The organism is Bradyrhizobium sp. WSM4872, from assembly GCF_055811715.1.
The window spans coordinates 70,613-82,702 of record NZ_JBVVPT010000014.1; the positions used below are offsets into that span (position 1 = coordinate 70,613).

The window sequence follows — 12,090 nt, forward strand, 5'->3', positions numbered from 1 at the left end:
CCGCCACCACCTGATTGACCGAGGTCGCCACAACACCGTCCCAGCGGGACATCGCCAGTCCGGCAGACCGGACCAGGAACTCTACAAGATCGGATCAGGCTTCCTTCCCCTGGCCCAAGTCGAACGATGTGCCGTAGACCCAGATACAGTGAAGAAGGATTGGCGAGTTTGCGCGCGATGGCGACCTTTGCCTTTCGCATGCCAATGCGCTTAGCGAGCTTCATGCCCCAAGCCTTAAGAGAGGACCATTTCTTCGTTCGATGAAGCAGGACGATCGCCGCCTCGTACAGGTAGGTTGGGAGAAGACGGTCGCCCCATCGTGATATCTTGCCCAGTTTCGCCAGAGTGGTTGCGTCGAGGCGTAAGACCCAGATAGGCGCCGACGCTTGATGCTGATCGGAAGTGCGATGTTTCAAGGTGCCGTCGCATGCGCTGGTTGAATTAGGAGGATGGATCGAGCTTTAGCATTGATGCTAGCAGCCGGCTCCGGCTTTGAATCCTCAAGTGGGCTTCAACGCGCGATGCCAACGGGCCGTATGTTGGTCCGTGCGAAGTCCTAATGATGGACGGAAGCGTTCCGCGGTTAATAGATTAGACTACGAGGGGCGCGGATCGGTGGTGGACGCCCGAAATGTCCTGGCTCAGCAAAATCCCCTTGGAATTCCGATAGGTGAGTTCGGCATTGCCTTCGTGCATCTCAAAGTTCGATTTTCAGTTCTAGCCGGTTCGCTGCGCCAAGAGGATTGCCAACCTCCACGACGAGAGGCTCTAGGACGGAGAGCGATCCCATAATGGCGTGGCGACCGGACGAGCACTCAACCAAAGATGGCCCCGCCCAATTAAGGTAAATTCAATCCAGCCCTGCCCCGACAATTGTTGATGTGAAGGTAAACGATCATCGCCGCTGCGTGACGAGCTATCATTTCTCGGCGAGGATCATCCAGCACTTGAAGGGCGACTACGCGGTTGCAGCTTCAGCGTACGCGCCAGCCGTGTGGCGGAGCCAAGAGCGCGGCGAGCGCATGCACAAACGCGGCCGCAGGTGCGGCGTCGTGCTCCCCGAAGGCTCCTGATGGAGTGCGTTGACGAGCCTGCCCAAAATCTACGAATTGCCTGGTTGTGAGCTCTCGAGGCTGGCGACCTCCACCGGATCCAACGTCCGGCGAAGGGAGCTCGCGCAGCAATAGCCTGATATCGTAGCCCTCTCGAACCGCTCGAGAGTCCTTGCTTAGCTTTCCCATCCCTTCGTTGGTTCACACTGTTGAACTCGCGTCGCAGCACGGTATCGGGTTTAATCAGCGCCGGCGCCACCACCTCCAGTCCAGGATGATCGGCGAGGATGACCTTCCGACCAATAAGCCGCTCGCGAGCGCGCTTCAAATCGCGCTATGACGAGCGGGCGGACCGACTGTTACCCGTCTACCAAACGGGACAAAGAGGCGACGCGCTAGCGAGCATCGCTATCTACGTTCTCTTGTATTCGGACCCGCGAAACGTCGAAAATTGGCGAGAAATGAAACGACCCCAGTGCTTAAAGCGGCTGGGGTCGTTCCGAGGTAAGCGCCAGACATGGGCGGGGGGCTGAGGCCAGACGCCTACGACATGAAATCAGAAACGCAGATTTTCCGCACTGCTTTTAGCACGCCTCGGGTCGACTTTAAGCTCGTAAGAGACTGCCTGCCCTTCCCGCAGGTCAGCGAGGCCAGCGCGCTCCAGGGCGCTTATGTGTACAAAAACATCTTGGCCGCTCCCATCCGGCTGAATGAAGCCGAAACCCTTCGTCGCGTTAAACCATTTCACAACACCCCTCGCCACTCCCGTCTCCCATTTTGAGCAATACTGCAGAGTAGTTCTGGTCGGACCATTCGGGCGGCACCGATTCGCGCATTGACGCACAATCTCCGCTGCTTCGGCGTCAGCGTAGTTCGCTTGAGGAGTTCGAGTATGGTGAGCCTGGGCGATCATGCTTTCATGCCAGAGACCAGGCACAGCCGACGGGTTTGACCCAGGTCGCATCGTTCTGATCTTCCATGCTGTTGCGTCACTTGGGTGACGAAGGTCACGTGGGTGGGTTCTCCTAGCAGGGAAGCCGCGAATTTCATCGGCCCAAATGGCTCATCGGCCACTATTTTGCGGACAAGCAGCGGCCTCGCAACTACCAAAAGGGGTAGCTGGACGAGCGTACCGCACCAAATTAGCATGCTCCCATGACTGTTCGGAGAACATGGAAGATGAACTGGAAGAAGGAACTGGAGGCGCTGGTTCAACAATCCGCGGCACTCGTAGAACGCGCACGGAGCGTAGCGCCCATTCCAAAGCTGATAGCACCCATCGCGCCAATCGCAAAAGCTTCCCCACCCGATTCTCCCCCGCGGTTAAGCTGGGACACCTCCGAGCGAGAGCACATCAGCAAACGAGTTGCGAATTTCAGAGCGCATCAAGAGCGCGTGCGCCGCGAGCGCGACGAATATTTTTCCCGCACGATGCAACGGACACGGGATCTCGCGAGAGGCCACGGCTCCGACGAACAGATGTAGGCCGTCGGACAGTCGCGCAACTTTGCTAACAATCCGGCACGCGCCGGAAGAGTCGACTGCGGCCGACCACCGGCTGGGAACGGCGAGTAGCCGTGAGAGTCGTACGAGTCTCCAAGAGACGCCCGTCACAGCCCATCTGAGGATTGCCGCGCGCTGAGGATTGCCGCGTGGTGTCCTCACGCCATAGGTTGCCGTCGTACTGGATGCGCTGGGGGGCAACCACGCGACGTCGTAGTGGCGCCGCCGACGCCCACACGAATCCGGCGCATGGATTTTGCACCGCCGAGGAAGGCGTGGCTGTTGACCCTGCCCCTCGGGCTTAATCCAGTTTGAAGTTCGTTCTGGCCGAAGACGAGGACCAGAGCATGCAGCACGTTCGAGATCGGAAGGCCCGATCTGCTGGCTCGGCGCGTGAGGCAGAGACACGAGATGTGCGCATCGGGGAAGAGTTGAGATCAGGCGCGCTTCACTGGAGATCGCGATAGGCATTTTGCTGCATGGGACCGTTGTTGTCGCGCAGTGTGAAAGCACGGAGTCGACATCGTCCGCGATGATCGAGACGCTGGGAGCGAAATGACGAATGATGATCGTCGTGCACGGCATGACTTGGCTCACGATGTGTCGCATCGGAACGGTGATGTTCGAGGGCTGGAGCGTCTGAAGCTGTGTCGAAAGCGCTCAATGATGCGCATGACGCCACCACAATCCGGACAGGCAGGAACTTCGGCCCAGGTTTGAGCTTCCGAATCCACAGGCGGCGGCTGGCTGTCGTTTGGGGCTGTCTCATGATCGAGAAGTTCGCGGCAAAGGGCGAGCTTGGCAGCGCGATTGGTTGGCCATGAAGCCGTAGTAGCGGATGCGATGGAAACCGTCGGGCAGCGTATGAAGCAGGAAGCGGCGAGTGAACTCGTCGGGCTTGAGCTTCATGATCTTTGTCGCGCCGTCCTGGCGGTAATCCTTCCATGTGAAGGCAACATGATCGTTGTCGGGTGCGACGAGCCGGCTGTTGGCGATCGCGACGCGATGGGTATAGCGGCCGAGATAGGCCAGCACCTGTGCGGGTCCGCCGAAGGGCCGCTTGGCGTAAGCAACCCAGTTGACGCGCTGCATGGCGTTGATGCGACCAGCGAAAGCGTCGAGTTCGGCAAGAGAAGCAAGATCGCCGAAGAAGCGCAAGGCGCCGGCGTTGAAGGCCCCGATCAGGCGTTTGAGAAAAAGCCAGCGAAAGAGCCGGGACAGCGGTTTGACAGCCAGGAAGTAGTTCGGTCGGCTGGCGATCCAGCGTGTTCCATCAGGTGACGGGCCGCCGCCCGGCACGACACAGTGAATGTGGGGATGATGCGTTAGCGCTCGTCCACAGGTGTGCAGGACCGCGACGCTGCCGATCTCCGCGCCGAGCCGGCGCGGATTGGCAGCAAGCGTCGGTGATCGCCTCGGCGGCGGCCTTAAACAGGATGGCATAGACGACCGCCTTGTTTTGGAAAGCAATCGCGGCGATCGGTGCAGGAAGCGTAAAGACGACGTGGAAGTAGGGAACCGGCAGCAGGTCGGCTTCTCGCGCGGCAAGGCACGCGGCTCGGGCTGGCCCCTGAAACCTCGGACAATGCCGATTCCGGCAGGAATTATAGGCGATCCGCGTCATGCCGCAGTCATTGCGGGCCTCGACGTGGCCGCCGAGCGCCTCGGTTCGGCACCCAACAATGGCGCTCATCACCCGCCGCTCGACGCGACCGTGATGACCGGCATGGTCACGACGATAGGCGTCGCCATGCCGGCGCAAGATATCGGCAATGTCGATGGCGGGGCGGTGCGGGCGGACGTCGGGGGGTCATAAGCCGGATCCCGGAGCCGTTGTCATGCCGGTGGCGTCACCTCCAGCGACAGGCGGTCGAGCGGGCTCTGGGGCGCCCGGATCGTATGGGTGGCGACCTGCGTGTAGCGCGCCGTCGACGACGGATTATTGTGGCCGAGCAGAACCTGGATGATCCGGATGTCGATTCCGTTCTCCAGAAGATGTGTCGCGAAGCTGTGGCGCAGCGTGTGCAGCGTGACGCGCTTGGTCAGGCCCGCAGCCTTGACCGCCGAGCGGCAGGCGGCATGCAACACGGTCGGATCAATCGGGTGACCTTCGTCACGCCCAGGGAACAGATAAAGCCGCGGCCCAATAGGTGCGCAGGATGCCGAGCAGTTGGGACGACAGCATCACGTTGCGATCCTTCGCGCCTTTGCCGTGGCGCACCTGGATGACACCGCGGGTGCTGTCGATGTCTTCGATCCGCAGTCCCGCGACCTCGGAGGCCCTGGGGCCGGCCGCATAGGCGGTGGTGAGCGCGGCGCGGCTCTTCAGGCTCGACACCGCCTCGAGGAACTGCACCACTTCGTCGGCGCTGAGAACGACCGGCAGCTTGCGGGGCTCTCGCCCATAGGGAATGCGCTCCGGGATGAGCGCCTCGCCGAGCGTGACGCCGTAGAAAAACCGTAGCGCACAGACGATGATCTGGTTCAGCACCGGCCATGAGATGTCGGTCGAGACCAGATGCACCTGGAAGGCCCGGACGTCTTCCAGCTCCAACCGCTCAGGCGATCGGCCGAAACAGCGGCTGAACTTCGAAACCGCGCTGATGTAGGATCGCTGCGTCGCCGGCGACAGATTGCGGACTGTCATGTCCTCGATCATGCGGCGTCGAAGAGGGCTCATGGCCATCTCAATACTCCTGTCTGAGGGGGGCTCCAACACCCACATCCTCTCAGCCAGGAGGCGATCTACGCCACCTCGCCCCGCACGCCGCGACAGCGGCTTCGTTCAATCCCAAATCGATTCGGTCTAACCCCATCCGGCTTTAGGCCGCACAATCCGCGAAACGTCCTAGCCGCGCTTGCATCGATGTCGGCGCGCCGCAGCTTGGCCGTCAGGCCATGACGGCTCCAGAACGCGCGCACCAGCACACATCACACGAGCAGCGTAATAGCCTTGAAGAAGCCTCCCTCCTGATGCCCGTGTAGGGATGGGTGGCGTCGAGATCGAGGATGATGTGCAGCCCTCAACAATGCGAGAAATGCGCGCTACGCTCAGGAGAGGCCATTGCGGCACCGGCTGAGCTGTGCGTTATAAACGGAACGCTGCCATTGTAGCTCAGCGCTCACTTGCAGGCAGCAGACCAATCAGCGCTTTAGCCTCGGACTTCAGCACTTCAACGGCAGATTTCCGAGCATCTGCATCAAAGCGAGTGCGAATGGCGGAGACTGAGAGCGCGCCCCGCAATTTGCCATAGACATCGATTACGGGCACCGCTGCGGCCGCAACCTCAGGATCACGCTCGCCGATCGAGACGTAGAAGCCACGATCTCTGATCTTCTTTCCATCAGCTAATGCAAAATCGCGGTAAGCGGTAAGAACGCGGCCCGCAGCGCCGCGATCAATCGGCAATCGTTGTCCTTCTTCGAGGTGATGCCGGACGGAACGCGGAGAATTAACGCGATAAAGGCAAATGCGCTCGTCGCCCTCCGCGATGTAGAAGGATGCGGTCTCTCCGGTTGCTTCGACCAGACGATGGAGCGAGGGTCTGATCAGGTCACCGAGGTCGAGCCCACGCTGATAGAGCGCCCCAAGGCGCCATAGCTCCGGTCCGGGTCGAAATAGCCGGTCGGTCCCCCGCACCAGGAATCCGTCCGCTTCCAGGGATGCGGCAAGGCGAAGGACCGTGCTCTTGTAGAAGTCGGTCGCCTCGGCAATCTCGGTCAGCGTCATGGCTGCGCGCTCAGGGCCAAAGGCCTTGAGGATCGCCAGGGCGCGCCCGACCGCATCAACCCCTGTCTTTGCCATCGATACAGCCCCCGTGTTCTGTTCTGCAGAACAGATATCCAGAATAGATACAAAGTCCAGTATCCCATGCTCTTCCGCGTTCTGTGTTGCAGAATGCGATTGACTCCGGATATAGCGCCAGTTACCTGTTTTGAGCCTTAGAACAGGTTCTGCGGAGCGAAACAATGGAAGGGCAGCCGGCACTTGCCGTCGACCTGCGCGACGTGATGATTCGCTTCGGCGACTTCACCGCCGTGAAAAGCATGAACCTCCAGGTCGGCGAAACCGAATTCGTTGCAGTGGTCGGGCCGACCGGCTGCGGAAAATCGACCATTCTCAATACTGTCACCGGACTGCTGAAGCCGGCCGCCGGCGAGGTTCGCATTTTCGGCAAATCGCTTAGGGGCCTGAACGGTCAGTCCGGCTACATGCTGCAACAGGAAGGGCTGCTGCCCTGGAAAACAGCCCAGGACAATGTCGGCCTCGGGCTGGTGTTTCAGGGAAGCTCGATCGCGAAAGCGCGCGAGCAGGCGCGGCCCTGGCTCGCCAAGGTTGGCTTGAAAGGGTTCGAGGAGCGCTATCCGCACCAATTGTCCGGCGGCCAGCGCAAGCGGGTCGCCATGACGCAGACCCTGATCATGCAGCCGAAGATTGTCCTGATGGATGAGCCTTTCTCAGCGCTGGACGTTCACACCCGTCGTCTCATGCACCGTATCCTGCTCGACCTCTGGCAGGCGGACCGGCGCTCACTCGTTTTCATCACCCATGACCTCGATGAGGCGATCACGCTGGCGGACCGCGTCGTTGTGATGTCTGTCGGTCCCGCGAGCCGCATGGTTGGCGATGTCAGAATCACGCTGCCTCGTCCCCGCGACGTCTCGGCGCTACAGACCACCGACGAGTTCGTCGCGCTTTACCGTGAAATCTGGTCGCTGCTCGGCGCCGAAGTGGAGAAAAGCTATGCCACGCAGGGGTAAGGTCGCTCTCACGCAGTTCGCCATCGTGCTTGGGCTGATCCTGATCTGGGAATTGGGCGTGCGGGCCGGGTTGATCGACCCGTTCTTCTTTCCGGCCCCGTCGACACTCATCGCAAGGATCGGAGAGTGGATGTCAACGGCCGACTTCTGGACCGATGTCAGCATAACACTGCTGGAGACGGTCCTGTCTTTCCTGGCTGGTATCGGGATCGGCACGGCGCTTGGTATCTGGTTGGGCTTAAGCCCGTTTGCGGCCGAGGTCGTTCAGCCCTTCATCAAGATGTTCAATGCGATCCCGCGCATCTTGCTGGGGCCCATTTTTGTCATCTGGTTCGGATTGGGCCTCACCTCCAAGGTCGCGCTGGGCGTGACGCTGGTTCTCTTCGTCGCTTTTTTCAACACCTTTCAGGGCGTTCGCGAGGTCAATCCGGTCGTGCTCGCGAATGCGCGCCTGCTACGTGCATCGAAGTCCTCCCTGCTGCGCCATGTCTACCTGCCGTCCGCCACCACCTGGATCCTGTCGAGCCTGCGGGTGTCGGTCGGCATGGCTGTGATGGGAGCAGTGGTCGCCGAATATCTCGGTTCGTCCGCGGGATTGGGGCACCTGATTGCGCAGGCCGAGGGCGTCCTCGACGCGACCGGAGTGTTCGCAGGAATCATCGTCCTCTCCGCCTTCGTCGTTGCTCTCGATGCCATTGTCGACCGCGCGGAAAAACGGCTCCTGGTCTGGCGGCCCGCACCTGCCCACGAAGCCTGATCGTACCGCTCTCCCATTCTCATGGAGTTTCCCATGCACGCTTTTCCACGACTGATGCTGGCCATCGCGATAGCCGCATTCCCGGTCATCTCGACTTATGCCGCCGAGCCCGAGAAGACAAAATTGAAGATCGCAGTGGGGTCACAGATCCTCAACTATATGCCTCTCGAACTTGGCGTGAAGCTGGGCGCCTTCAAGGAAGAAGGGGTTGACGTGACCGTCGAGAACTTCCAGGCCGGTGGCTCAAAGGCTTTGCAGGCGTTGATCGGCGGCTCGGTGGACGGGACCGTCGGCTTTTATGATCACACCATTCAGATGCAGGCCCAAGGCAAGCAAATTTCCTGCGTGTTCCTGCTCAATGACATTCCCGGCGTGTTGATCGGTGTCCGCGGCGACCTCGCTGACAAGGTCAAGACGGGTGCCGGTCTGAAGGGCCTGAAGCTCGGGATCACGGCGCCGGGGTCCTCGACCGATACCATGGCGCGCTACTACATCAAGAAATCGGGATTGGGCTCGCGCGATGTAAGCATCATCGCGGTTGGCAGTGGTGCACCCGGCATGGTGGCGCTCGAGGCCAAGAATATCGACGCGCTCGTCTATTTCGATCCGATTGCGACCCTTCTCGCGCGCAAGAAGAGTGCGACACCGCTGTTCGACGCGCGCACGGTCGAAGGCTCAAGGCAGGCCTTTGGCGGAATCTATCCGACCGCGTGCCTTTACCTTCAGCAGTCCTTCATCGACAAAAATCCGGAAACGGTCCAGCGCCTCGTCAACGCCTTGTTCAAAACTCATCGCTGGATCAACACGGTTTCGGCGGAGCAGCTCGTCGACGCGATGCCTCCTGCATACAAGACCGATAATCGCGAGGTGAACATCGAGATCATCAACGCGTCGAAAGCGCTGTTCTCGCCAACCGGTCAGATGGACATCGACGCGGCCAAGGTCCCGCTGGCTGTCCTAGGCGACTTTGATCCGAAGATCGCAGCCGCAAAGATCGACCTGATCAAGACCTTCACGAATCGATTCGCGGAACGTGCTGCGCAGCAACTGAAATAAGTTGCGTACCAAGCGCTCGCTATCGATTACCTACAAGAAGGCTCTTCAGATGTCTCTGCCGCTGACCGGTATCCGCGTTCTCGACCTGTCAAACGTGTTGGCGGGTCCGTTCTGCGGTTACCATCTTGCGCGCCTTGGCGCGGAGGTCATTAAGGTGGAAAATCCGAACGGCGGCGACCTGGCGCGGCGCCTCGGCGCGGATCCGCAAAGAGCGGAGCGCCTGCAGGGACTCTCGTTTGTCGCCGTGAACGCCGGCAAGCAATCGATTGCATTGAACCTGAAATCAGAAGCGGGCCGCGAGGTGTTCTTGCGACTGGTCAAGGAAGCCGACGTGGTGCTCGAAAACTTCCGGCCGAAGGTGATGGAACGCCTTGGCCTCGGCTTTGATGTGCTTGTCAGGCTGAACCCGCGTCTGGTCTACTGCGCGATCTCCGGCTTTGGGCAGAGCGGACCGTGGTCCGCCCGTCCGGCCTATGACCAGATCGTCCAGGGTCTCTCCGGAGCCATGAGCGTCACCGGCGATATAGCCTCGGCTCCCCTGCGCACGGGCTTTCCGATCTCGGACACGATTGCGGGACTGACTGCTGCGTTTGCTATCGCCGCGGCTCTGGTCGACCAGCGGCATAGGCAACGGGGTCGGTTCATCGACGTGTCCCTGCTCGAGGCCACCATTGCGGCGATGGGATGGGTCGTCTCCAACCACCTGAACGCCGGGATCGAGCCGCAGCCCATCGGCAACGAGAACTTTACCGCGGCTCCCTCCGGCACGTTCCGCACCGCAACGGGCCCGCTGAACATTTCCGCCAACGAGCAGAAGCAGTACCAAGCCCTATGCGACCTGATCGACCGACCGGACCTGAAGACGGATCCACGCTTTGCTGGACGCGAGATGCGCAAGGTGAACCGCGCTGCGCTGAGCGCGGAGTTGAACAAGGCATTGAGTTGCAAGCCCGCTGAGGAATGGGAGACCCAAATGAACTTGGCTGGTGTCCCTGCCGGCCGTGTGCTGACGGTCTCGCAAGTGTTGCAGCAGCCACAGGTCGTTGAGCGCGGATTCGTCGAGACTTTGGCGCCAGAACAAGACGATGCGCAGCCGTTACGAATCACGCGGCCGGGGTTCCGGCTGGATGAGGAGTTTTCGGTGCCTTCACCACCTGCGACGCTCGGAGCAGACACTGAGCGATGGCTGCAGCGGCTCGGCTATTCGTATGCGGAGGTTGAGCAACTAGTCTCAAGCCGAGCCGTCGGGAGGCCAAACCAAGGAGAGGCTGATTTCCTGCCCGTCCGCGCAGCCACGGACGGACCGATATCATGACATCCGACGGCTTGCGTCGGTTGGCAATCGGCAGGTTGAAAGGACGGAAGCGGAAATGAGCGAAGAAGAACTGAGACAGCAAGCGGCCAGTTGGTGGCGAACCTCCATTTGCGATATCGCGCCAGGTCGCATCGCCTATCGGGGTTATCCAATTGAAGATTTGATAGGCCGCGTTTCTTTTCCCGCCATGATTTGGCTGATGTTACGTGGCAATCTGCCGATGCCAGCACAGGAGCAGCTGCTGCAAGCTGCGCTGGTTGGATCCGTTGACCACGGTCCGCACGCGCCCTCCATTGCAATTGCCCAAATGGCGGTGAGCTGCGGCCTGCCCCTGAATGGCGCAATGGCCTCGGCAATCAACACGCTCGATGACGTGCATGGCGGAGCAGGGGAGCAGGCTATCGAACTCTACGAGGATGTGCTGCGACGGCGCCAAGGGCGAGAGATCGAGCAGGCCGCTGGCGCTGCAATCGACCATTTCACCGCAACCCGCAGCAAATATCTGCCGGGCTTCGGCCACCGGTTTCATCCAGTCGACCCGCGCGCGGCCCCGCTATTGGCGCTGGTGGATGCCGCAGCTGACGAGGGCAGTGTCGGCGGCGATTATGCCAAGGCCGCTCGCGCGATCGAGCGGGTGATGCAACAGCGCAAGAGCAAGCTCATTCCGATGAACATCGATGGCGCGACCGCGGTCATTTACGGCGAACTGGGCTTCGCCTCTCCGCTCGCGCGGGGGGTCTTCTGCTTGTCGCGCGCGGTCGGAATCCTGGCTCACGCCTGGGAGCAAACTGGGCGTAACGATCGCAACAAGGGCCCGATGCCCAAGCAGTTCGGCTACAAATACGAGGGCCAGCCGCGTCGCAGGCTCGAAGGCGCATCATGAGCATCTCGAAAACCCGCCCAAGCTGATGGAGGTTAGCGTGTTCTCGTCGATGCCGGCGGAGTTTCGTCGCCCGGCTGTTTCTTCGGAATGGGCAGACGCGAACCGCGGGGCATATCCATTAGATTGTTTCATCGAGGGACCGTCGTTCGACCAGTCCGGGAATCTCTATGTCGTCGACATCCCCTTCGGCTGCATTTCCGGATTTCACCGGAGGGCGTCTGGTCTTTGATCATCGAATACGACGGCTGGCCGAACGTCTGAAGGTTGCTCCGGACGGCCGGGTGCTCGTGTCCGACTATATCAACGGTCTCCTGGAGCTCGATCCACAGAGAGGGACCATCCGACCGTTGCTGGGCTACCGCAATTCCGAGTCCTTCAGAGGCTGCAACGACCTGCATATCGCGACCAAAGGCGACATCTATTTCACCGATCAGGGCCAGACTGGATTGCACGATCGGACGGCCGGGTATTTCGACTGTGCCCTGACGGCCGGATCATTGCTTGATTTCTAATGGCCCGGGCCCGAATGGCCTGGTGCTCAGTCCGGACGAGACCGTATTGTTCGTTGCAATGACGCGCGACAATAGCATCTGGCACGTACCGCTGATGCGTGATGGCGTGGGAAAAGTCGGACGATTCAGCTGGTTCTTCGCGACGAGCGGTCCTGACGGACTGACGGTCGATCAAAAAAGGGCGGCTCTTTGTCGCGCATGATTCCCTCGGCCCACGTTTTCGTATTGGCGCCAAACGGCGAAGCGGTCCG

10 protein-coding genes and 3 pseudogenes are annotated in these 12,090 nt (G+C 60.6%); 8 read left to right on the top strand and 5 right to left on the bottom strand.

What is annotated here, in order from left to right; all coding sequences use genetic code 11:
- Positions 1–94 precede the first annotated feature (94 nt).
- A pseudogene (locus tag AC0L3C_RS19945) lies at positions 95–402 on the bottom strand (transposase); the annotation flags it as partial.
- A gap of 1,206 nt (positions 403–1,608) precedes the next feature.
- Complete coding sequence (locus tag AC0L3C_RS19950; protein WP_473390687.1) at positions 1,609–1,815, bottom strand: cold-shock protein; 207 nt, start codon at positions 1,813–1,815, stop codon at positions 1,609–1,611.
- Between the two features lie 416 nt (positions 1,816–2,231).
- On the opposite strand from AC0L3C_RS19950, the gene AC0L3C_RS19955 reads away from it, so the two are divergent.
- Complete coding sequence (locus AC0L3C_RS19955; protein WP_007599988.1) at positions 2,232–2,537, top strand: hypothetical protein; 306 nt, start codon at positions 2,232–2,234, stop codon at positions 2,535–2,537.
- Positions 2,538–3,148: 611 nt separating this feature from the next.
- On the opposite strand, the pseudogene AC0L3C_RS19960 reads toward AC0L3C_RS19955, so the two are convergent.
- From AC0L3C_RS19960 to AC0L3C_RS19970, 3 genes and pseudogenes are all read right to left on the bottom strand, one after another.
- A pseudogene (locus AC0L3C_RS19960) lies at positions 3,149–4,335 on the bottom strand (IS91 family transposase).
- Positions 4,336–4,391: 56 nt separating this feature from the next.
- Positions 4,392–5,241 (bottom strand): annotated as a pseudogene (locus AC0L3C_RS19965) (tyrosine-type recombinase/integrase).
- Positions 5,242–5,670: 429 nt separating this feature from the next.
- The gene (locus AC0L3C_RS19970; protein ID WP_085394625.1) at positions 5,671–6,360 is read right to left on the bottom strand and encodes an IclR family transcriptional regulator; all 690 of its coding nucleotides are present in this window, start codon (positions 6,358–6,360) and stop codon (positions 5,671–5,673) included.
- A gap of 164 nt (positions 6,361–6,524) precedes the next feature.
- Here AC0L3C_RS19970 and AC0L3C_RS19975 point away from each other — a divergent pair, with 164 nt between their 5' ends.
- From AC0L3C_RS19975 to AC0L3C_RS20005, 7 genes are all read left to right on the top strand, one after another.
- On the top strand, positions 6,525–7,316 hold the full coding sequence (locus AC0L3C_RS19975; protein ID WP_473408772.1) for an ABC transporter ATP-binding protein: 792 nt from the start codon (positions 6,525–6,527) through the stop codon (positions 7,314–7,316).
- Positions 7,300–8,073: an ABC transporter permease gene (locus AC0L3C_RS19980; protein ID WP_231143967.1), complete on the top strand. Its 774-nt coding sequence runs from the start codon at positions 7,300–7,302 to the stop codon at positions 8,071–8,073. Before AC0L3C_RS19975 ends, AC0L3C_RS19980 begins: the two co-directional genes overlap by 17 nt.
- Before the next feature lie 33 nt (positions 8,074–8,106).
- Positions 8,107–9,129: an ABC transporter substrate-binding protein gene (locus AC0L3C_RS19985; protein WP_473408773.1), complete on the top strand. Its 1,023-nt coding sequence runs from the start codon at positions 8,107–8,109 to the stop codon at positions 9,127–9,129.
- Positions 9,130–9,178: 49 nt separating this feature from the next.
- A complete protein-coding gene (locus AC0L3C_RS19990) occupies positions 9,179–10,444 on the top strand; it encodes a CaiB/BaiF CoA transferase family protein (protein WP_473408813.1) in 1,266 nt (421 codons plus the stop codon).
- A gap of 55 nt (positions 10,445–10,499) precedes the next feature.
- Positions 10,500–11,327, top strand: a complete 828-nt coding sequence (locus tag AC0L3C_RS19995) for a citryl-CoA lyase (RefSeq protein WP_473408774.1) — start codon at positions 10,500–10,502, stop codon at positions 11,325–11,327.
- A 167-nt stretch (positions 11,328–11,494) separates the two neighbouring features.
- Entirely contained in the window at positions 11,495–11,839 is a 345-nt protein-coding gene (locus tag AC0L3C_RS20000) for a hypothetical protein (protein WP_473408775.1), read from the top strand.
- 58 nt (positions 11,840–11,897) lie between these two features.
- Positions 11,898–12,041, top strand: coding sequence for a hypothetical protein (locus AC0L3C_RS20005; RefSeq protein WP_456769734.1), 144 nt, complete (start codon positions 11,898–11,900; stop codon positions 12,039–12,041).
- Positions 12,042–12,090 lie beyond the last annotated feature (49 nt).